The 20,975-nt window shown below is 68.6% G+C and carries 17 protein-coding genes; 3 read left to right on the top strand and 14 right to left on the bottom strand.

The genetic code is table 11. The features are described from left to right. The 8 genes from Aple_RS48475 to sucC all read right to left on the bottom strand — a co-directional run. Positions 1 to 576, bottom strand: a 576-nt coding sequence (locus Aple_RS48475; protein WP_155351567.1) for a hypothetical protein, incomplete at its 3' end; no start/stop codon positions are given. Between the two features lie 328 nt (positions 577 to 904). Continuing rightward, entirely contained in the window at positions 905 to 1,027 is a 123-nt protein-coding gene (locus Aple_RS55915) for a hypothetical protein (RefSeq protein ID WP_281361713.1), read from the bottom strand. A gap of 218 nt (positions 1,028 to 1,245) precedes the next feature. After that, a complete protein-coding gene (locus Aple_RS48485; protein ID WP_155351568.1) occupies positions 1,246 to 2,796 on the bottom strand; it encodes an aldehyde dehydrogenase family protein in 1,551 nt (516 codons plus the stop codon). Positions 2,797 to 3,015: 219 nt separating this feature from the next. Then, a complete protein-coding gene (gene gcl, locus Aple_RS48490; protein ID WP_155351569.1) occupies positions 3,016 to 4,740 on the bottom strand; it encodes a glyoxylate carboligase in 1,725 nt (574 codons plus the stop codon). Next, positions 4,737 to 5,606 carry a 2-hydroxy-3-oxopropionate reductase gene (locus Aple_RS48495; RefSeq protein WP_155351570.1) on the bottom strand — a complete coding sequence of 290 codons (870 nt, stop codon included), beginning with the start codon at positions 5,604 to 5,606 and terminating at the stop codon, positions 4,737 to 4,739. The genes gcl and Aple_RS48495 overlap by 4 nt, the downstream gene beginning before the upstream one ends. Further along, on the bottom strand, positions 5,603 to 6,439 hold the full coding sequence (locus Aple_RS48500) for a hydroxypyruvate isomerase family protein (protein WP_155351571.1): 837 nt from the start codon (positions 6,437 to 6,439) through the stop codon (positions 5,603 to 5,605). The genes Aple_RS48495 and Aple_RS48500 overlap by 4 nt, the downstream gene beginning before the upstream one ends. A 346-nt stretch (positions 6,440 to 6,785) precedes the next feature. Next, positions 6,786 to 7,655: a succinate--CoA ligase subunit alpha gene (gene sucD, locus Aple_RS48505; RefSeq protein ID WP_155351572.1), complete on the bottom strand. Its 870-nt coding sequence runs from the start codon at positions 7,653 to 7,655 to the stop codon at positions 6,786 to 6,788. A gap of 12 nt (positions 7,656 to 7,667) precedes the next feature. Continuing rightward, the gene (sucC, locus tag Aple_RS48510) at positions 7,668 to 8,819 is read right to left on the bottom strand and encodes an ADP-forming succinate--CoA ligase subunit beta (protein WP_155351573.1); all 1,152 of its coding nucleotides are present in this window, start codon (positions 8,817 to 8,819) and stop codon (positions 7,668 to 7,670) included. Positions 8,820 to 8,918: 99 nt separating this feature from the next. Here sucC and Aple_RS48515 point away from each other — a divergent pair, with 99 nt between their 5' ends. From Aple_RS48515 to Aple_RS48525, 3 genes are all read left to right on the top strand, one after another. Then, on the top strand, positions 8,919 to 10,448 hold the full coding sequence (locus Aple_RS48515) for an MFS transporter (protein ID WP_155351574.1): 1,530 nt from the start codon (positions 8,919 to 8,921) through the stop codon (positions 10,446 to 10,448). Positions 10,449 to 10,562: 114 nt separating this feature from the next. Beyond that, positions 10,563 to 11,294: a GntR family transcriptional regulator gene (locus tag Aple_RS48520; RefSeq protein WP_155351575.1), complete on the top strand. Its 732-nt coding sequence runs from the start codon at positions 10,563 to 10,565 to the stop codon at positions 11,292 to 11,294. Between the two features lie 73 nt (positions 11,295 to 11,367). After that, positions 11,368 to 11,577, top strand: a complete 210-nt coding sequence (locus Aple_RS48525) for a hypothetical protein (RefSeq protein ID WP_155351576.1) — start codon at positions 11,368 to 11,370, stop codon at positions 11,575 to 11,577. A 1,184-nt stretch (positions 11,578 to 12,761) separates the two neighbouring features. Here the strand turns inward: Aple_RS48525 and Aple_RS48530 are convergent. The 6 genes from Aple_RS48530 to Aple_RS48555 form a co-directional block, all read right to left on the bottom strand. Then, the gene (locus Aple_RS48530; RefSeq protein ID WP_155351577.1) at positions 12,762 to 13,751 is read right to left on the bottom strand and encodes a TerC family protein; all 990 of its coding nucleotides are present in this window, start codon (positions 13,749 to 13,751) and stop codon (positions 12,762 to 12,764) included. Further along, positions 13,748 to 14,317, bottom strand: a complete 570-nt coding sequence (locus Aple_RS48535) for a hypothetical protein (protein WP_155351578.1) — start codon at positions 14,315 to 14,317, stop codon at positions 13,748 to 13,750. Before Aple_RS48535 ends, Aple_RS48530 begins: the two co-directional genes overlap by 4 nt. Position 14,318: 1 nt before the next feature. Further along, positions 14,319 to 15,725 carry an Nramp family divalent metal transporter gene (locus Aple_RS48540; protein WP_155351579.1) on the bottom strand — a complete coding sequence of 469 codons (1,407 nt, stop codon included), beginning with the start codon at positions 15,723 to 15,725 and terminating at the stop codon, positions 14,319 to 14,321. Between the two features lie 172 nt (positions 15,726 to 15,897). Beyond that, complete coding sequence (locus Aple_RS48545; RefSeq protein ID WP_155351580.1) at positions 15,898 to 18,024, bottom strand: acetate--CoA ligase family protein; 2,127 nt, start codon at positions 18,022 to 18,024, stop codon at positions 15,898 to 15,900. A gap of 1 nt (position 18,025) precedes the next feature. Next, complete coding sequence (gene frc, locus Aple_RS48550; protein ID WP_155351581.1) at positions 18,026 to 19,252, bottom strand: formyl-CoA transferase; 1,227 nt, start codon at positions 19,250 to 19,252, stop codon at positions 18,026 to 18,028. A 12-nt stretch (positions 19,253 to 19,264) separates the two neighbouring features. Next, positions 19,265 to 20,965, bottom strand: coding sequence for a thiamine pyrophosphate-binding protein (locus tag Aple_RS48555; RefSeq protein ID WP_155351582.1), 1,701 nt, complete (start codon positions 20,963 to 20,965; stop codon positions 19,265 to 19,267). Between the last annotated feature and the right edge of the window lie 10 nt (positions 20,966 to 20,975).

A 20,975-nucleotide genomic window follows, 5' to 3' on the forward strand; every position in this document is an offset into this window, starting at 1 on the left:
GGCCAGCTGAGTCGCCAGCCGGACCAGACGAGAGGCACCCCCGCCGCTCATCCCCGCCGAAGCACGCAACCAGGTCCCGGTCGAGGCATGCCCACCACTACCGGCACTCCTGGCCTCACCGGCCGCATGCACCCGCCCCACCCGCGCGGCGATCGCCGAGTCCAGCCGATCCCGCGTGAACAGCAACTCCTCCGTCTCACCCACACACAACCCGGCACCCTCAGGCAAGTCCGACACCGCAAGCAGGGACGCACGCTGCCTCAGCTCCGCCACCAGCACCCCCGAACCCACCGGCCCACTGGAGGCCTCCGGCCCCGCCGAGCGGCTGGCGTCGGTGGCGCGGCCGGTGTTGGTGGAGCGGGCACCGTCGGTGAAACGGCCAGAGTCGGTGGAGCGGTCGGCGTCGGTGGGGCGGCCGTGGAGGAAGTGCTGCCATACGTGTGCGTCGTCGGCGGAGCGCTGGGGCGGGACATAGTCAGGGTCCAGCACCGTGCCCTTCAAGAACGCGGGCACCTCGCGTCCGCAGGCACCCTCCGCACGGGAGGGATCCCGCACCTCGAACGGAGACCCGAGCATGGAAGACGCCCCCCTTTCCGCTTCGGCAGATCCCGAACAACCACCCCAACGCTATCTGGCACCTACGACAAAACCCGGCCTTGATCCGCGACAAAACCGCAGGTCACGCACCCAGCGAAAAGATCTACCTATCCGCCACCATCCGAAGAGCCATCCGCCACTCCCAATCAGGAGCCGCACACCAACCCGCAGACCCTCAACCCACGAAGAACAGGCCTAGCGGGTGGCCTCGCCCGTGATCCGCTGGGCAAGCCAGATCGGCAACCTCTTGTGCCGCCGGCTATGGCCCGGCACTTATGACGGGCCACGGCTCCTGCGAGCGCCGGCGTCATTCGCGGCTTTCTCCTTCTCGCTGCAGACGGCTAATAGCGGTGGCCTCTCCGCTGATTCGCTGGGCAAGCCCGATCGGCGGCACCGACAGCAGGATCAGTGCTGCCGCGACCACGTTCACACCGGCGCCTGGTTGGGCCTGAACAGGTTCTCGAAGATCCAGATCGCGTTGGACAGGCCATCGAGGATGTGCAGATTGACTACACGGTCATCCCTGAATATGACGGAGATATGCCTCGCGCGGCGTCCGCCGGATGACCGCGTCCGACGCCGTGGCGCCGGGTCTGCACGCCCGACGCCGCGACCTTAGAAGCCACGGCCTTGTCGGACGTGAAGCCGCTAGGCGATGGCGCGGTCGGGGATGGTCGTGTAGTCGGGGAAGTTGCCGGGGAGGCGTTCGTCCTCGGGGCCCTGGGTGACCGCGCGGACGAGGAGTTCGCCGCCGACGAAGGCGCCGCGCCAGGAGCCGCCGAGGCCGCCGAAGAGCTCTTCGCGGTCGCCGCGGGAGCGTGGCTTGTTGAGGCCGACCTTGAAGGCGCGGACTTCGGTGGCGAGACGGCGGGCGGTGCGGGCGTCGTCGCAGGAGATGGTCGCGACCAGGGCGCCGTTGCTGGCGTTCATCGCGGCCAGCAGTTCGGCTTCGGTGTCGACGAGCACGACCGTGTCCACAGGCCCGAAGGGTTCGGCGTGGAAGAGCGGCGAGGATCCGGGTGGGGTGAGGATCGCCACCGGCGCCAGGTATGCGGATATGTCCTGACCGGGAAGGAACCGGCCATCGTCGAGCGAGCCGCGGAACAACGGCACGCCACCCTTGGCGATGGCCTCGTCGATCTGATCGGTCAGATCCTTCACCTTCGCGTTGTTGATCAGCGGCCCGAAGTCGAGCTCGGGCAGCGGATCGTCCGGCGACTCCACCGCGAGCGGATGCCCGAACCGCACCCCCCGCACCGCCGGCAGATACGCCGCCACGAACTCATGGAACAACGACCGCTGCACCACGAACCGCGGATACGCGGTGCACCGCTGCTTCGCGTAGTCGAACGTGGCGCGAATCTGCCGCGACAGGGTCTCCCAATCGCTGAAGTCCCAGACCCCCCAGCAGTTGAGACCCTCCTGCTCCAGCACGTGCCGCCGTCCGAGATCGGCCAGTGAGGTGGCGACCTGCCCACCCGCGTCCCGCCCTCCCACGAAGGAGACGCAGCCCAGCTCCTGCCCCCGCACCAACGCCGGTGAGAGCTCGGCCCCTCCCCCGCTGACCAGCGTCAACGGCACCCCCTCCCGCACGGCCAGCGCACAGGCCAGGGTGAGACAGGACAGCCCGCCGTCGGTCGGAGTCTTCGCGATGGCCGCGTTGCCCGCCAGCGCCTGCACGAGCATGGCATGCATCAGCACGCTCATCGGATAGTTCCAGCTGGCGATGTTGCTGACCGGCCCGGGCAACGGCACACGCCCGGCGAGCATGCGCTCGATCTCCTCGACATACCACCGCACGCCCTCGATACAGCGATCCACGTCGGCGAGCGCGAGCCGCCACGGCTTGCCGATCTCCCACACCAGAAGCAGCGCCAGCAGCTCCCGATGCTCGGTCATCGAGTCCAGCGCCGCGGTGACCCGCGCCTGCCGCTCGGCGAGCGGCATATGCCGCCACTGCCGATGGTCGTCGAACGCGGCCCGCACGGCCCGCACCGCCGCCGAGCGATCCAGCCGGGGCGGCCCCGCGATCGTCGTCCCGTCCACCGGCGTGACCCCCGGCACCGGCCTCCCGTCACGCTGCCAGATCCCGCCCCAGTGGTTGAGCACCCGGTCATCGTGAAACGCCTCCGGCGCCTCCGCGCAACACCGGCTGTACGCGTCCTGCCAGGACGTGCCCGGCTTGAGAACGAGCGGCATCAGGTCTTCCTTTCCTGCGGATATGCGGCGAACCGTCACCATGGACGGAAGGTCGATCGGCGAGGCTGGTCGAAGCCACCGGAGCGGTTCTCCACCCGCCCACCCCTAGCTCCCGGGTGGGCAAGTCGTCGAACTCCCCAGCTCCAACTGGTCCACCTCAGAAGCCGGGGTAATGCCGTACTGGGACGAATCGTCGAACTCTTCGACGTCGGTCGACGCTCAGTCGGACCAGTCGATGGCGTGGGCCAGGCGCGGTAAGGGCTCGAACTCCTTGATGGCGTCGAGGGAACGGCCCATGGCGGCATTGGCCTCACGTTCGACCATGACCTCGACGAGGACGGGGAGCCCCTCGCGCGCGGACTCGGCACTCGCCCAAGCCAGAGCACCTTCGAGGTCACCCGGGGACTCGACGCGACGAGCCGGGCAGCCGAACGCCTCCATGACCTTGACGTGATCGATTCCGCCCTCGCCATAGTGCAGGTCGACGGCGAAGTTCATGTCGTACGGAATCTCCGCCTGCCTGATCAGCCCGAGATACTCGTTATTGATCATCACAATCACGAACGGGATCCGATACTGCGCGGCCACCGCGATCTCCTCCATCAGGAACTGGAAGGAGTAGTCGCCCACGACCGCCACGACCTCACGATCCGGGAAGGCGCACTTGACGCCCATCGCGGCCGGGATCTCCCAGCCGAGCGGCCCGGCCTGACCGCAGACGAGGTAGCGGCGCGGCAGGTAGGTGCGCTGGAACTGCCCGGACCAGATCTGGTAGAGCCCGATCGCGGTCACGAACGTCGTGTCGGGCCCGTAGAACTCGTTGATCTCCCGGAACACCCGGGGCGGCTTGATCGGGACATCGTCGAAGTCGTCGCGCCGCGCCATCGTGTCGCGCAGCTCCCCGACCCGGCGCGCCCACCGGCCGGCCCGCTGCGGCTTGGTCCGGTGACGCGCCTCGGCGGCCATCGCGGCGAGAGTCGGCTGGGCATGCCCGACCACCCCCAGATCGGGCTCGAAGACACGCCCGATCTGGGTCGGCTCGATGTCCACGTGTATGAACGAGCGGCCCTTCCGATACACATCGAGGTCGCCGGTGTGCCGATCCCCGAACCGCGCCCCCACGGCGAGCACCAGATCGCTCTCCAGGAACGCCGCGTTTCCCCACCGCGTCTGCGTCTGGATTCCCGCCATCCCCGCGAACAACGGGTGATCCTCGGGAAAGGCGCCCTTGCCCATCAGCGTGACCTGGACCGGAACCTGAAGATGCTCGGCGAGGGCCCGCAACTCGGCCGTCGCGTCAGCGATGATCACCCCGCCCCCGGCCAGGATCAGCGGCCGCTCGGCTCGGGCGAGCATGTCCACCGCCGCCCGCACGGCCGTAGGCGTCGGTTCCGGCACGTCCACCGGGAACGGCGCGTCCAGCTCGGGATCGTAGCGGCAGGTGCCCCGCTGGACGTCGATCGGCAGATCGATGAGCACCGGGCCCGGCCGCCCGGAGCGGGCGATCCGGAACGCCTCCCGGAACACCCATGGCGCCTGAGCGGGCTCCTTGAGCTGGACGGCCCACTTCGTCACGGGCCTGGCGATCTCCACGATGTCGACCGCCTGGAAGGACTCCTGATGGAGTTTGGCGCGCTCGGCCTGCCCGGTGACGCAGATCATCGGGATCGAGTCGGCGAGCGCCGTGTAGAGCCCGGTGATCATGTTGGTCCCGGCGGGCCCGGAGGTCCCGATACAGACCCCGACGTTTCCGGTCACCCGCGACCAGCCGTCGGCGGCGTGCGTCCCGCCCTCCTCGTGGCGCACCGTGATGTGCCGGATCGAGCTGTGCTGGAGGGCCGCGTAGAGCGGGAGGATCGCCGCGCCCGGGATGCCGAAGACGGTGTCGACGCCCTCGGACTCCAGGACCGCGACCACGGCCTCCATGCACGGAATCCGCTTCATGCGTTGATCCTTTCGATGACCTTGAGCAGCGCCGAGTGGTCGAGCGAGCCATGGCCCTGGGCGCGGGCGGCGGCGATGAGCTGGGCCACGACTCCGGTGAGCGGCAGCGCCACGCCGGCCTCCCGGGCGGCGGCGATGATGATGCCCATGTCCTTGTCGTGCAGGTCGATCCGGAAGCCGGGGGCGAACTCCCGCTTGATCATGGAGTGCCGCTTGAGTTCGAGGATGCGGGACCCGGCGAGCCCGCCCGCGAGCACGTCGAGGCCGGCCGCCGGGTCCACCCCCGACGCCTCAAGAAGCACGATCGCCTCGGCGACCAGCCCGTAGATCCCGCCGACGACGAGCTGGTTGGCGGCCTTCACGGTCTGGCCCGCCCCGGACGGGCCCACGTGCACGATCGTCGTGCCGAGCACCCCGAGCACGTCGCGGGCGGATTCGACGTCCTCGGCCCGCCCGCCGACCATGATCGAGAGCGTGCCGTCGACGGCTCCGCGCTCGCCGCCGCTCACGGGGGCGTCGATCGCCCTGATGCCCTTGACCGTCGCGGCCTGGGCCACCCGCCGGGAGGTCTCCGGCCTGATCGTGCTCATGTCGATGTGCAGCAGCCCGGGCGCGCCGTACTCCAGCAGCCCGGCGCTACCGAAGACGACCTCCTCGACCTGCGGCGAGTCGGGCAGCATGGTGATCACCACATGCGCCTGCGCGACCGCCTCGGCCAGGCTGCCCGCCGCCTTCCCGCCGTAACTGACGAGCTCGTCGAGCCGCCGCTCGCTCACGTCGTAGCCGACGACGGTGTGACCCGCTCTGACCAGGTTCGCGGCCATGGGGGTCCCCATGATCCCGAGCCCGATGAATCCGATGTTCATCCGTTCCTCCAGGCGAAACTGTCGGCACTCGGGCCGGTGGGCCGGTACTCAAGACCGACATGACCCCGGTAGCCCACCGAGGCCAGCCGCTCAAAGATCTCCTGGTACGGCATGCCGCCCGACCCCGGCTGGCCACGCCCCGGATCGTCGGCGACCTGCACGTGCCCGAAGCGCGAGACGCTCTCGTCGATCAACGCGAGCACGTCCTCCCCCATCCGGTGCAGGTGGTAGAGGTCGGCCAGGAACGCCACGTTGGGCACGCCGACATCGTCGATCACCGCGAACGCCGCGGCCGAGGAGGTGATCGGATAGCGCGGGTTCTCATGCGAGTTGAGCGCCTCCACGACCACCACCGCGTCGATCCCGGCCGCGGCTTCGGCCGCGAGCAGCAGGTTGCCCAGCGCGACCTCCCGCTGCGCCTCAACCGGCACATCGGAGGCACTGTTGCCGTAGAGCGCGTTCAGCACCCGGCAGCCCAGCGACTCGGCCAGTCCCGCCGCCACCTCCACGTTGGCCCGGAACCGGTCCGTCGTGCGCGGATCGGACAACAATCCGCGATCGCCCGCGGCCATGTCGCCGGCGTCGAAGTTGAGGCCGACCAGCCGCACTCCCGCGTCGCCGATCGCCCGCCGCAACCGGTCGAGCTCCAGATCCGCCGGCACCGGCCCGTCGAACGGCCACCACAACTCGATCGCGTCGAACCCCGCCTTCGCCGCCGCCTCCGGCCGCTCCAGCAAGGGCAACTCGGTGAACAGGATCGACAGATTGACATCGAACGCGAACCCTCCGTCTCCCCCGGCGAATGGCACCTTCTCCCTCCCGCTGAGCGTCATGAGCCCTCCACCAGAGTCCGCACCATGCCATCCGCTCCAACGCCACCCGCTCCAACCCACGAGCTCTTCCCGCTTCGGCGCGAGGCGACGAGCGCTCCAACGCCATCCGCCCCAACCCACGGGCCCTTCCCGCTTCCGCGCGAGGCGACGAGCACTCCAACACCGTCCGCCCCAACCCACGGGCTCCTCCCGCTTCGGCGCGAGGCGACGAGCGCTCCAACCGGGGCCGCGTCACTGTCGCCGCCCCGGCGGACAGCCCTCCGCCCGCTTCGGCGCAAGAGCGCTGGGACCGCGTCCACGCCCTCCACCCCCAGGGACGGGTTCCTCCTGATTCGGCACAAGGTCATCAGCTCTCCAGCAGGGATCGCATGAGGCGGGCGGTTTCGCTGGGGGTCTTGCCGACGCGGACGCCGACCTTCTCCAGAGCTTCCTTCTTGGCCTGGGCGGTTCCGGCCGAACCGGAGACGATCGCACCCGCGTGGCCCATGGTCTTGCCCTCGGGAGCGGTGAAGCCCGCCACGTAGGCCACGACGGGCTTGGACACGTGCTGCTCGATGTAGGCGGCGGCACGCTCCTCGGCGTCGCCGCCGATCTCACCGATCATCACGATGGCGTCGGTGCCCGGGTCCTCCTGGAAGGCCTGAAGCGCGTCGATGTGAGTGGTCCCGATCACCGGGTCACCCCCGATGCCCACGGCCGTGGAGAAGCCGAAGTCACGCAGCTCATACATGAGCTGGTAGGTCAACGTGCCCGACTTGGAGACCAGACCGATGCGACCGGGCGTGGTGATGTCGGCCGGGATGATCCCGGCGTTCGAGAAGCCCGGGGTGATGAGCCCGGGACAGTTCGGGCCGATGATCCTGGTCCGGCCGGAAGCGCGGGCCCGGGCGAGGAAGGTCAGCGTGTCATGCACGGGCACGCCCTCGGTGATGACCACGCAGAGCCCGATGCCCGCATCGACCGCCTCAAGCACGGCGCCCTTGGCGAACCTGGGCGGCACGAAGACCACCGAGACGTCCGCGCCCGTCGCCTCCATCGCCTCGCCCACGCCCGAGAACACCGGAATGCCCTGATGGGTTGAGCCGCCCTTGCCCGGGGTGACTCCAGCCACCACGGTGGTTCCGGCGGCCACCATGCGGGCCGTGTGCCGGGTTCCCTCGCCGCCGGTCATGCCCTGAACGAGCACTCTGCTGTCTTTGGTCAGGAAGATCGCCATCTTTGCCGCTCCTCACGCAGCCGAACGGGCCAGCCGGGCCGCCTCTTCGGCGGCGCCGTCCATGGTCGGGACCTGCCGGACGGAGGGATGCGCGGCCCGGCTCAGAATCAGCCGACCCGCCTCCGCGTTGTTGCCATCCAGCCGGACGACGATCGAGTGCCCGTGGCCGCGCTCCCCCAGCGAGTCCAGCGCGGCGACGATCCCGTCCGCGACCGCGTCACAGGCGGTGATCCCGCCGAACACGTTGACCAGGACCGACTTCACATCCGGGTCGGACAGGATGATCCCCAGCCCATCGGCCATGATCTGGGCGGACGCTCCGCCGCCGATGTCCAGGAAGTTCGCCGGCCGGGCACCCGCCTGGGCGACGACGTCGAGCGTGCTCATCACCAGCCCCGCGCCGTTCCCGATCACTCCGACCTCGCCGTCGAGCTTCACGTAGTTGAGCCCCTTGGCCTTGGCCCGGCTCTCGATGTCGTCACCGTGGCCGGGATCGGAATCCCCGGCCGGATGGCGGAAGGAGGCGTTCTCGTCGAGGGTGACCTTGCCGTCGAGGGCGATCACGCGGCCGTCGGCCGTGCGGGCCAGGGGGTTGACCTCGACGAGAACCGCGTCCTCCTCGACCATGACCCGCCAGAGCCGGACCAGGACATCGGCGATTTCCGTGCGGATCTCCTCCGGCAGCCCGGCCCGCTCGGCGATCAGCCGCGCCATCTGCTGATCGACTCCGGTCAGCGGGTCGATCGGCAACCGCACCAAGGCTTCCGGGCTGGTGGCCGCGACCTCCTCGATGTCCATGCCACCCTGGGCGGAGGCCATCGCGAGGAACGCGCCGTTGGCACGGTCGACGAGGAAAGCCGCGTAATACTCCTCCACGAGCACGGTGGCCGGTTCGACCAGCACGCTGCGGGCGATATGCCCCTTTATGTCCATCCCAAGGATCGCGCGCGCCTCCCCTTCGGCCGTAGCCGGGCCAGGCGCGACCTTGATGCCGCCCGCCTTGCCCCGCCCCCCGACCTTGACCTGCGCCTTCACCACCACCGGCATCGCCAGCTCGGTGGCGATGGCACCGGCCTCCGCCGGCGTGGTCGCCACCGCACCCCCGGGAATCGGGACTCCGTGCCGGGCGAACAGCTCCTTCGCCTGATGCTCGTACAGATCCATCGAGCCCTCCTCAACCGGTTCCTGTAGACGGTATACCGTATGGCATGTGCCTCGTCCAGCCCTGGACAGGGAACTGGTACCTGGGATATTCCATACAGTATGCAGAATGCAATCGAGGTCCGTGACTGGCGGGGCAGGATCTACCTCGTCGGCCCCTCCGCCACCGAACTGCTCCGCCGTCCCCGCACGTGGATGTTGTGGTCGGCCTGCGCGGCCATGGCGGCCATCGCCCCCATGCAGTACGGCTACGCCGCCATCTCCCCGCAACTCGCCGCGGCCCTGGGGTTACCACTGGCGAGCACGCTCATCCCGCTCGCCGTCTGGCTGGCCTGCCAGGCGATCACCGCCCTCGCCACCGCGATCCTGCTCTCCCGCGGCCGGCTCCAAGCCCGCTCAGCGCTCCGCCTCGGCGCGCTCCTGTCCGGCGCGGCCCTGCTCACCGTCGCCGCCGTCAGCCACCCCCCGGCCCTCTCCGGCCTTCCCGTGCCCACCGCCCTCATCGTCGGGTACGGCCTGCTCGGTGGCATCGGAGCGGGATTGGTGTACGGCGCCTGCACCCAGACGGTCGCCCGTTGGTACCCGGATCGCCCGGCCATCAGAGTCAGCGTCGTGACCGGCGCTTTCGCCTACGGGACGATTCCGCTGGCCGTGGCCGTCGGCCTCGACCATGACCTGCTCGGCCCGGCATTCCTGGTGGCGGCGGGGATAGTCGTGATCGTCGTCACGGCGGCGGCCTCGCTGCTGCGCACGCCGCCGTCGCTGTGGTGGCCGCCGGAGGTCGATCCGCGCGCCTGGGCGCTGGACCGATCGGTCCTCCACCGGCAGCCCCGGGCGGCGCGGCAGTTCTCGCTCGGCGAAGCGGCCCGCACCCGGTGCCTGGCCGTTCTGGCGTTGATCCTGGTGGTCGCGGGGGCGATCGGGATCTTCAACGTGATCGCCATGGCGATCACCCTGGACGCCACAGGCCCGATCATGGTCGCGTTCATCGCACTGATGTTGCTGCTGAACGGTTCGGGGCGATCCGGCGCGGTCCTGCTCGCGGAGAGGTTCGGCCGGCCCAAGGTCCTGTCACTGGTGCTGCTGTCACTGGGCACAGGACAGGCATTGCTCGCCCTGGCCGGGCTGACCGCTCAAACCGAAGGCCAACTCGGAGCCCAGCTCGGGGCTCAGGCCGGCGCCCAGATCGAAGCCCAGGCCCGAGTCCAGGATGCGATCCAAGCCGGAGGTATGGCCGCGATCCAGATCGAGGGCGCTGGAGTCCATGCCGGAGTCCATGCCGCAGTGCAGGCCGGAGCTGAGGTGGGAACAGCGGGTGCCGGGCTCGGTGCGGGCCTGCTGGCCCTGGTGGGGGTGCTCCTCGCCGGGATCGGAGGCGGGGCGTGTTATCCGCTGATCGCGTCATTGGTCCGGGAGTATTTCGGCGATGAACGCATGTCGGGCATTCATGGTGTGGTCTACTCCGCCAAGGCCGTCGCGGGATCCGCTGGGGTGGGTCTCGCGATCTGGGGGTCGATGGACATCGTGGCGGCGTTCCTCGCCGCGGCCGCTCTGTCGATCGGCGCGGTGGGGCTGTGCGGGCTGTTACGAAGGCCCGGATTGCCCGCGACCCTCCCCATCAGAGTGCTGTGATCGATCTCACCCCAGGCCGTAGTAACAAAGAATGTATGCTGTAGGCAGTCGACGACAAACATTTAGACGTCAGACTTTCGGCGAAAATGCCGCCCATTCTGGAGTTGAGAACGAATGCTCGCGAACCAGGGAGCCACTGCGAAGATCGCCCGGCCCACGACGCTCAGGGAAAGTGTGTTCGAAGCGATTCTTGAGCTGATCATCGTGGGGAATCTGGAGCCCGGCCAGCATCTGGTCGAGAACGAGTTGGCCGACATCCTCGGGGTCTCGCGGCAGCCCGTGCGCGAGGCGCTCCAGTTGCTCAGCGGGGAAGGGTGGGTGGATCTGCGTCCGGGCCACGGCGCGTTCGTGCACGCGCCGACCGTCGCGGAGGCCGACCAGCTGCTGGCCGTGCGCACCCTGCTGGAGACCGAGTCCGCCCGCCTGGCCGCGCGCAACTCGGACGAGCCGGGAGTAGCACACCTGCGTATGTTGTGCGCCCGTGGCCTGACCGCGTTCGAAGCCGACGATGTGGACGGCTCGGTGGCCGCCAACTCCGAACTGCACGCCGCGGTGACCTCGCTGTCCGGCAACCAGGTCCTCGCCGAGCTGACCTCGCAGGTCGCCCGGCGGGTCCGGTGGTATCACACGCCGGTCGCCCGGCAGCGTGGACGGGCGTCCTGGGACGAGCACACCGCGCTGATCGACGCGATCGCGGACGGCGACGAGGACCAGGCCGCCGAGATCATGCGCCGACACACCGAGCACACCCGGCATTCCTACCTGGAGCAGCGGGCCAGCCAGGGCGAGGAAAGCGTGTCCGCACCGGTCCGGCGTCGCCGGCCGCGTGCCGCCGCCACAAGTTGACACGCCTTTCATCGGCCGCCCGTTTCCCTGAAACACGCCGGGTAGAGGATGGAACGGAAAGGAGGTGACCTCCATGAAGACGTTTCTGCACCGGCTCCGCAATCTCCGCGACAGACCCGACAGCGGCACTGCCGACGGTGGCCCATTTGGCCTGGGCCTGGCGACCGCGATGCGTAACTACTACTCCGCCCACGACGCCGATCAACATCTGCGCCGCTGGACTACCGAACAACACCCCACCACCACTCCCGCCGATCGCTCCGGCGACCACCACCCCCGCTAATCCGAGCACCATCGAGCAAGCCCATCAACCGACCATCTAGAACCAAACACCCAGGAACCAAACACCCGAAACCGAGCACCCCAAATCCAGACACCAGATCTAAGCACCCAGATCTGACTACCAGGGGAAGAGCCGGACCACTGCCCGCCGCGGCCTCCGCGAGCGTCCCCCACCGGCTCCCCCAAGTGAATCCCTCCAGGCCCCGGATCCGTCAGTAGCCCAGCACAGGGCACCCGGCCACCAAGGGATTTCGCTCCAAGACCAGCCAGACCTCACCGTCAATCGACGCCGAGGTCCAACAGAATGAGCAGTTCACCGACTTGCTCTCCGTTATCCGGCGCCGATCACGCGGGCGACGGTCCTCGCCACACCGACGCCAAGAATGGCGACGGCATCCTGTCGGAATTCTCAGCACTCCAGGAACTCCACCGTGGCGCTGCTCGGAATTCTTGGCACTCCCGGATCACCGCCGAAGGGCTGCTGTGGGCACTCAGATTCGCTGGTGACCTCTCGGCGTTCCGGGAGATCTTGGCAAATTGACCCTTCGCACTCCCGAAGTGCTTTTGGGAACGCGACCTCGGCACTCCGCGAAGCTCTTGAAAGGCGACATTGACGGTCCCCCCAAACCCCTTGGAAAGACGACATCGGCAACCCGTGAAGCTCGGACAGGCGACCTTGGCGGCTCACCAAGAAGCGCTTCTGGAAACGCGACCTCGGTACCCACGAAGCTCTTTGAAAGGCGCCGAGCCCCTTGGAAAGGCGACATTACCCGTGAAACCCGGAAGGCGACCTCGGCGGCTCACCAAGAAGCGCTTCTGGAAACGCGACCTCGGTACCCACGAAGCTCTTTGAAAGGCGCCGGACCCCCTCGGAAAGGCGATATTACCTGCGAAGCCCGGAAGGTGACCTTGGCGGCTCGCCAAGCTTTGTTTAGAAAGTGATCCCTTGGCTTGGAAGGCAACCTTCACAACCCCGGAAGGCGCTGTGGAAAGGGCAGGCGATCCCGATATGTGAGATGGGGGTCGTCCATGTGGGCTTTGTTGAATGACTGGATTGTGAAGCCGAAAGGGTTGGCGGGCGGTCCGGGGAGGGCCGCCCGCCTGGGTGGGGTGGGGGTTTCAGGAGAGTGGGTGGAGGGTTTCAGGAGAGGTTTGCGGGGCCGGCCTGCTCTTCGCCCTGTGGGGTTAGTTGTCGACTTCCGCGGGTTCGCGTTGGATTTGGGCGGCCGCGCGACGGTTGTCGGAGCGGGATTTGATGAGGCTGGCGATCGTGGTCAGGGCCAGGGTGCCGATGATGACGCCCAGGGAGACCAGGATCGGGACTTCGGGCGCCCAGGAGACTCCGTCGTGGTGCAGGGCTTCCAGGATGAGCTTGACGCCGATGAAGGCGAGCACGATCGACAGGCCCTTGCTGAGGTAGACAAGGCGGTCCAGCAGACCACCGATCAGGAAGAACAGCTGGCGCAGGCCCATCAGCGCGAACACGTTGGCTGTGAACACCAGATACGGCTCCCGGGTCAATCCGAAGATCGCCGGAATCGAGTCCAGGGCGAACAGCAGGTCCGTCGTCCCGATGGCCACCATGACGATGAGCATCGGCGTGACCAGCCGGCGGCCGGCGACCTGAACGGTGAGTCTCGCCCCGTGGTAGACGTCGGTGGCGGGCAGCACCCGCCGTACCGCACGGATCGCGATGTTCTCCGAGAACTCGGCTTCCTCCTCCTCATGTCCGATGAGCTTCCACGCCGTATAGACCAGGAACGCGCCGAACACATAGAACAACCAGTCGAACCTGGACACGGCCTCGGCTCCGGCCGCGATGAACAGACCGCGCATCAGGAGCGCGATCACGATGCCGACCAGCAGCACCTTCTGCCGGTACTGCCGGGGCACCGAGAACCGGCTCATGATCAGAAGGAAGACGAACAGGTTGTCCATGCTGAGCGAATACTCGGTGATCCATCCGGCGAAGAACTCGCCGCCTCGGGCGGGCCCGGCCACGAGCAGCAACCCGCCGCCGAACGCCGCCGCGAGCGCCACGTAGAAGAGCACCCACCACGTGCATTCGCGAAAGGACGGCTCGCGCGGGTTGCGCGCGACCAGATAGAAGTCGAAGGCCAGTACCAGGGCGAAGACGCCGATCGTGGTGAGCCACACCCAGATGGGCAGGTTCATCGAGCTCCTTTCTTCGTCTTGGCCCGACGCCGGTCACGGGCGCGCGACAACGTTTCGGCGTGCTCGACATACCGCCGCAGCAGCAGGGCCGCCTCGGGGTTGTGGTCGGTCAAGCGCATCAGCCACTGCGGCATGAAGCGCTCGTGCAGCCAGAGGAACCCGATGGCGAAGCCGAGGCTGACCATGGCCTGGTAGGCGAGGAAGCCACCCAGACCGCCGGACAGGAACACCTCCCCGTGCAGGACGAGACCCGCGGCCGTCTCCTGGAACAGCCGGGACAGCGGGAAGGCGATGAGCCAGAAGACCCCGGCCGGGGCGAAGACGCCGGGCCGGAACAAGCTGCTGAACCTGCCGCCGAGGAGGCGTGGGCCGAGCAGCGTGCCGTACACCCCGCCGAACAGGCCGAGCGGCAGGGCGAGGGCGAGCGCCGAGACGGCGGCCCAGCCGGTGGACTGCCCCGCGAGGAGGGTCAGCCCACCGGCCATGGCGCCGGCGACGACTCCGATCGACAGCCCCGGGAATGCGAGCTCCGCGTAGTGTCGTCCGAATGATCGTCCAGGCGCCATGTCAGCCCACTACCACGCCGAACGCGAACAGGCTGTAGAGCAGCATGCCGAGATAGAACACCGCGCCGAAGCCGATGATCAGGTTCGTCCAGATCTTGGGCCGGATGGGTTTGGGCAGCATCCGGTTGTTCACCAGCAGCAGTGTGACGCAGTAGGCGCCCATCGCGAACGTTGACAGGAACGCCAGCGTGTCGAGGATGCCACTGGGCCCGTCCGCGGGACCGAACAGCAGGATGAGGATGCCGAAGGCGATGACGCCCCACAGGAACGCGGCGTAGAGGTGCGACATGCGCAGCCGCTTGGCGCCGCGGACGAAGTGGTAGGTCATGTCCGCCTGGCCGCGCGAGAACGAGTCGAACAGGCCGAGGGTGGCGTTCAGCCCGATCAGCGCGATGAAGCCGAGGAAGACCCCGCCCAGGATGGAGCTGCCCGCTGAGGCGAAGGAGTCGGCCATCGCGGTGAGCGCGGCCCCCCGCTCACCGTTCTCGATCACGTCCTTGACCCCGGGGGTGTTCCTGGCCGCGGCCTGGGCGATCACGGTGAATGAGATCGTCACCAGCATCGTGATGCCCCAGAAGAGCAGCAGCGCGTCGAAGGTGACCCAGCGCCGCCAGCCCTTCCACTTGCGCATCTCCTCCGGGTTCTCGGTGTCGAACATGAAGCCGCGCGACGGCATGGCCTCCTCTTCGCCGGCGTGCCGGAGACCACGGATCTGCGGGATGTGCGCACCCATACCGGCGCCGGAGTCGCGCAGATGCAGCGTGTACCACATCTGCTGCATGCCCGAGGGACCGGCGAAGGCGATGGAGCCCACGATGACGGGGAACCAGGCCGCCGACATGGCTTCCGACGGCAGGTAGCCGAAGGAGAACATGCCGGTGATGGTGTTCACCACGTCACTCCAGGTGCCGACCATGGCCGCCACGACCGCGGTGCTCACCACGAGCGTGCCGATCAGGACCGAGAGCACGCTCTCCAGGAAGCTGTAGATCACTTTGGCCAGGCTGAAAACAGTCCCGACCAGGAGTAATCCGACCACGGCCGTGACCGTCCATGGAATTCCGGTTATCTCTTCGAACGCCGCCGCGCCCGCTGACAGGTGGCCTGGCCAGATGTAGACCAGGATGGCGGCGACGAAGAAGAACCACATCAGCGGCTTGAAGACCCGGGCCGCGCCGAAGAAGATGCTCTCCCCGGTGGCCATCGCATACCGCGCCATCTCCAGCATGACGACGGCCTGGAGGGTGACGCCGATCAGGAACAGCCACCTGATCTCCGGCCCGAAGAGCAGGACCAGCCGGGGCCACATGTAGGACTCGCCCATGCCCACGCCGAGCGCGACGAGGAACACGGTGGGCCCGAGGATGTGCACCGACGGGGGCGCGTCGGGCAGCGTGCGGATGGGCATCGGCTCCAGTTTGCCCGCCCGCCATACTCGTTCTTCTTGATCCGCTGGGGCAGCCGTGTGCTCGGTCGCCGGTGTTCTTGACGTGTCCACGTATGGACCTCCTCGGGAGTTTTGATTGGTCCCGCCTGTCCCCGATTCGCCCCCTCGCTGTGGTGCGACCCCCCGCCCGCGCTCAGCCGCTCAGCAAGCCGGCCGCGCGGGCCCAGCGATACTTCGCGCCGAGCACCGCCACCGGTCGCTCCGTGGTGTACGGATAGGCGATGACACCGTGGTCGAAGAGGTATTCGCACGCCTCCTCGACTTCGACGTCACCGGCCAGCGACGCCACCACCGGCTTGTCGTTGCCCTTGGCCCGCTCCTCGGCCACGACCTTGGAGACCAGCTCGGCGAAGACCATCGGCGGGGTGACGATGGTGTGCCAGTAGCCGAGCACCAGGGCGTGGATCCGGGGATCGGTCAAGCCGAGCCTGAGGGTGTTCTCGTATGTGCTGGGCGGCTCGCCGCCCGTGATGTCGATCGGGTTGCCCGCCGCCCCGAACGGCGGGATGTAGGCCCGGAACGCCTCGTCCAGGTCGGGCGGGATCTCCATCAGGGTGAGCCCGTTGTCCACGCACGCGTCGGAGAGCAGCACGCCGGACCCGCCGGCGCCGGTGATGATGACGACGTTCTCGCCCTTCGGCGTGGGCATGAGCGGCAGCGACCTGGCGTATTCGAGCATCTCGTTGAGCCCTGGGGCGCGGACCACGCCCGCCTGCCGCAGGATGTCGTCGTAGACCTTGTCGTCGCCGGCCAGCGCGCCGGTGTGGGATCCGGCGGCGCGGGCGCCCATGGCGGTCCGCCCGGCCTTCAGCACGATCACCGGTTTGCTCTTCACCATCCGGCGCGCGGCGTCCACGAAGCCGCGCCCGTCCTTGAGATCCTCCAGGTGCATGGCCACGAGGCGGGTGTTGTCGTCCTGCTCGAAGAAGGTGAGCAGATCGTCCTCGTCCACGTCGGCCTTGTTGCCGACGCCGACGATCGCCGACACGCCCATCCTGGTGCTCCGGCTGAAGCCGAGGATGGCCATCCCGATGCCGCCGCTCTGCGACGTCAGCGCGACGCTGCCGCGCACGTCATACGGCGTGCAGAAGGTCGCGCACAGGTTTTCCGGGGTGTAGTAATACCCGTAGATGTTCGGGCCCAGCATGCGGACGCCGTGCCGCCGGGCGATCTCCACGATCTCCTGCTGGCCTTCGACGTTGCCGGTCTCGGCGAACCCGGACGGGATCATGATGGCGCCGGCCACGCCCTTGGCGCCCGCGTCCTCCAGCGCCCTGGCCACGAACTGGGCGGGGATGGCGAACACGGCCACGTCCACCTCGCCGGGCACGGCCGCCAGGTTCGGATAGGCCGGTAACCCCAGGATCTCGGTGGCTTTCGGGTTGATCGGATAGATCCGCCCCTGGTAGCCGCCGTTGATGAGGTTCCGCATCACCGAGTTGCCGATCTTCCCGGTCTCCGCGGAGGCGCCGATGACGGCCACCGCGCGCGGTTTGAAGATGCGGTTCATCGAGGCGAGGATCTCCTCCCGCGACAGCCGGACCGGCTCTACGGCGGGTTCGGCGGCGAGCAGGATGCGCACGTCGGCGGCGACCGCGCCGTTGGCCGAGGCGAAGACCGGGTTGAGGTCGACTTCGGCGATCTCGGGGTGGTCGGCGACGAGGGCGCCGACGCGCTCGATCATGCCCGCGAGCGCCTCGCGGTCGGCCGGCTCGGCCCCCCGCGCACCTCGCAGCACTTCCGCCGCTCTGATGTCATCGAGCATCCCGAGTGCATCATCGCCTGAAAGCGGGGCAAGCCGGAAGGTCACATCCTTCAGGACTTCGACCAGGACGCCGCCCAGGCCGAATGCCACCACCTTGCCGAACGTCGGGTCGGTGACCGCGCCGATGATCACTTCGTGGCCGCCGCCGACCATCTGCTGGACCTGCACGCCGTCGATGGCGGCGTTCGGGTCGTACGCGTGCGCGGCGGCCATGATCTGGTCGTAGCCGGATCGGACCGCGTCGGGGGTGGCCAGGCCGACGAGCACGCCGCCGGCCTCGGTCTTGTGCAGGATGTCCGGGGAGACGATCTTCAACACGACCGGGAAGCCGATCTCGGCGGCCAGCGCGACGGCCTCGTCGGCCGAGGTGGCCAGGCCCTCGCCGGGGGTGGCGATCCCGTACGCGTCGCAGATCCGTTTGCCCTCGGGGGCGGTCAGCGCGAGCCGGCCCTCGGCCCTGGCCTTCCCCAGGATCTCTCCGACCTCATTCGACATCTCAGACAACTCCGTCTCTCTTCAGCTGGGCCAGCTCGTCGGCGGTGACGCCGAGCCCGGCGTAGATCTCCTGGTTGTGCTCGCCAAGCAGGGGCGGCGTGGTCACCTCGACCGGGGAGTCGGAGAGGTGGAGCGGGCTGCCGACGGTGACGAAGGAACCGCGCTCGGGGTGGTCGACGGTGATCACCGCGCCTTCGGCGCGCAGCGATTCGTCCTCGACCAGTTCGCGGGTGGACAGGATCGGGCCGCACGGGATGTTCTCCGCGTTCAGCCGGTCCAGCACCGCCCACTTGTCGTGCTGGATGCTCCACTCCTCGATGAGCTGGAACATCTTGTCGAGCTTGGGCAGCCGTGCCTCCGGGGTGGCCCACTCGGGGTCCTCGGCCAGCTCGGGGCGGCCGATGATCGCCGACAGCGGGCGCCAGCCGACGGGTTGCACGATCACGTAGATGTAGTCGTTCGGCCCGCCGGGGGCGCAGCGCACCGCCCAGCCCGGCTGGCCCCCGCCGGAGGCGTTGCCCGACCGGGGGACCTCAGTGCCGAACAGCTCGTTCGGATACTCCCGGAGCGGGCCGTGCGCCAGCCGCTGCTGGTCGCGCAGCTTGACCCGGCACAGGTTGAGCACGGCGTGCTGCATGGCGACCTGGACCCGCTGGCCCCGGCCGGTCTGGCCGCGCTGGTAGAGGGCGGCCAGGATGCCGGCCACGGCGTGCACGCCGGTGCCGGAGTCGCCGATCTGGGCGCCGGTGGCCAGCGGCGGGCCGTCCTCAAAGCCGGTGGTGGTCATCGAACCGCCCATCGCCTGGGCGATCACCTCATACGCCTTGAAGTCGGCATACCGCCCCGGACCAAAGCCCTTGATCGACGCGTACACCAGGCGGGGGTTGAGTTCCTGCAGCCGCTCCCAGGTGAAGCCCATCCGGTCGACGGCTCCGGGGCCGAAGTTCTCGACCAGGATGTCGGCCTCCTTGACCAGGCCGGTGAACAGCTCCTTGCCGCGCGCGCTCTTCATGTTGAGCGTGATGCTGCGCTTGTTGCAGTTGAGCATCGTGAAGTAGAGGCTGTCCACGCCGGGCAGGTCACGCAGCTGCTGCCGGGTGATGTCGCCGGTGGGCGCCTCCAGCTTGACGACGTCGGCGCCGAGCCAGCCGAGCAGCTGGGTGCAGGACGGGCCGGACTGCACGTGGGTCATGTCGAGGACGCGGACGCCCTCCAGGGCCTTTCCCATGCCGGTCCTCCCCTACTTGTACATCGTCTGGTTCATGGTTCCGGGGGCGTATACCTCCGGATCGACCCATACGTTGATCAGCGCGGGCTTGCCGGACTCGCGGGCACGCTCCAGCGCGGGCCGGATGTCGGCCGGGTCCCTGACCTCCTCGCCGTAACCGCCCAGCATCCGGGCGAACTCGTCGTAGCGCACGTCGCCGAGGGTGTTGCCGACCCGGCCGCGGGCGGCGCCGTACTTGGCGGCCTGGCCGTAGCGGATCTGGTTCATGGAGGAGTTGTTGCCGATGACGCCGATGAACGGCAGGTCGAAGCGGACCATGGTCTCGAAGTCCCAGCCGGTGAGGCTGAAGGCGCCGTCGCCGAACAGGCAGAGCACCTCCTTGTCAGGGCGCGCGTATTTGGCCGCCATGGCGAACGCGACGCCGACGCCGAGGGTGCCCAGCGGGCCCGGGTCCATCCAGTGGCCGGGCGACTTGGGCTGCACGACCTGGCCGGAGAAGGTGACGATGTCGCCGCCGTCGCCGATGTAGATGGTGTCCTCGGTGAGGAACTCGTTGATCTCGTGGACCAGGCGGTAGGGGTCGATCGGCTGGGCGCCGGAGAGCTGGCGGGACAGGCGGTTCTCATACGCCTTGATCTCGACCGCGCGCAGCTCCTCCAGCCATTCCTTGCGCCGGGCCGCGCCGCTGTCCACCCGCCCGGAGGCGGCCTGCGCGGCGGCGGACAGGATGAGCCCCGCGTCGCCGACGATGCCCAGGTCGATGTCCCGGTTCTTGCCGACGGTGCGGTAGTCGAGGTCGATCTGGACCACCGACGCGGACTTGGACAGGCGCTTGCCGTAGCCCATCCGGAAGTCGAACGGCGTGCCGACGATGATGATCAGGTCGGCCTCGGTGAACGCGTAACGCCGCGACAGCTGGAAGTGGTGCGGATCGCCCGGCGGCAGGGTGCCGCGGCCGGAACCGTTCATGTACGCCGGGACGTTGAGCGCCCGCACGAAGTCGATCGCGTCGTCGGTGGCCCGGCACGTCCACACCTGGCTGCCGAGCAGCACGCACGGCTTCTCGGAATGCACCAGCAGGTCGGCCAGGCGCTCGATGGCCTCCGGGTCGCCGGCCTGCCGGGTGGACGCGCGGTAGCGCCCGGCCTCCGGAATCCGGGCCTTGGCCACGGGCACGCTCGCGTCGAGCACATCCCGCGGGATCTCCAGGAAGGACGGGCCCGGCGCGCCGTTGTAGCACTCGCGGAACGCCATCGACACGATGTCGGCCACCCGTTCCGTGCCCGGGACCGTGGCCGCGAACTTGGTGATGGAGGTCATCATGTCCACGTGCGGCAGGTCCTGCAGCGAGCCCATCTTGTGCTGGCTGAGGGCGCCCTGACCACCGATGAGCAACATCGGACTCTCCGCGCGAAAAGCGTTGGCCACACCGGTCACCGCGTCGGTCGTGCCGGGGCCGGCCGTGACCACCGCGCAGCCCGGCTTGCCGGTGATCCGCGCGTAGCCGTCAGCGGCATGCGCGGCCACCTGCTCGTGCCGGACGTCGATGACCTCGATGCCCTCGTCCACGCAGCCGTCGTAGATGTCGATGATGTGGCCGCCGCAGAGCGTGAAGATCACGTCGATCCCCTCCGCCTTTAGGGCCTTCGCCACCAGGTGGCCGCCGGAGATCATTTCCGGCGCGTCCGCTGCCTGCGGCACTGGCTCCGTCATCTGTGTCGTC

The organism is Acrocarpospora pleiomorpha (assembly GCF_009687885.1).
GTDB lineage: Bacteria > Actinomycetota > Actinomycetes > Streptosporangiales > Streptosporangiaceae > Acrocarpospora > Acrocarpospora pleiomorpha.

What these genes read in the sequence shown, in the direction of transcription:
- frc (WP_155351581.1), bottom strand. Translation starts at nt 19,252, where the DNA reads ATGGGAAAGGCCCTGGAGGGCGTCCGCGTCCTCGACATGACCCACGTG.
- Aple_RS48495 (WP_155351570.1), bottom strand. Translation starts at nt 5,606, where the DNA reads ATGAACATCGGATTCATCGGGCTCGGGATCATGGGGACCCCCATGGCC.
- Aple_RS48525 (WP_155351576.1), top strand. Translation starts at nt 11,368, where the DNA reads ATGAAGACGTTTCTGCACCGGCTCCGCAATCTCCGCGACAGACCCGAC.
- Aple_RS48535 (WP_155351578.1), bottom strand. Translation starts at nt 14,317, where the DNA reads ATGGCGCCTGGACGATCATTCGGACGACACTACGCGGAGCTCGCATTC.
- Aple_RS48540 (WP_155351579.1), bottom strand. Translation starts at nt 15,725, where the DNA reads ATGCCCATCCGCACGCTGCCCGACGCGCCCCCGTCGGTGCACATCCTC.
- sucC (WP_155351573.1), bottom strand. Translation starts at nt 8,819, where the DNA reads ATGGATCTGTACGAGCATCAGGCGAAGGAGCTGTTCGCCCGGCACGGA.
- Aple_RS48515 (WP_155351574.1), top strand. Translation starts at nt 8,919, where the DNA reads ATGCAGAATGCAATCGAGGTCCGTGACTGGCGGGGCAGGATCTACCTC.
- sucD (WP_155351572.1), bottom strand. Translation starts at nt 7,655, where the DNA reads ATGGCGATCTTCCTGACCAAAGACAGCAGAGTGCTCGTTCAGGGCATG.
- Aple_RS48485 (WP_155351568.1), bottom strand. Translation starts at nt 2,796, where the DNA reads ATGCCGCTCGTTCTCAAGCCGGGCACGTCCTGGCAGGACGCGTACAGC.
- Aple_RS48530 (WP_155351577.1), bottom strand. Translation starts at nt 13,751, where the DNA reads ATGAACCTGCCCATCTGGGTGTGGCTCACCACGATCGGCGTCTTCGCC.
- Aple_RS48545 (WP_155351580.1), bottom strand. Translation starts at nt 18,024, where the DNA reads ATGTCGAATGAGGTCGGAGAGATCCTGGGGAAGGCCAGGGCCGAGGGC.
- Aple_RS48520 (WP_155351575.1), top strand. Translation starts at nt 10,563, where the DNA reads ATGCTCGCGAACCAGGGAGCCACTGCGAAGATCGCCCGGCCCACGACG.
- Aple_RS48500 (WP_155351571.1), bottom strand. Translation starts at nt 6,439, where the DNA reads ATGACGCTCAGCGGGAGGGAGAAGGTGCCATTCGCCGGGGGAGACGGA.
- gcl (WP_155351569.1), bottom strand. Translation starts at nt 4,740, where the DNA reads ATGAAGCGGATTCCGTGCATGGAGGCCGTGGTCGCGGTCCTGGAGTCC.
- Aple_RS48555 (WP_155351582.1), bottom strand. Translation starts at nt 20,965, where the DNA reads ATGACGGAGCCAGTGCCGCAGGCAGCGGACGCGCCGGAAATGATCTCC.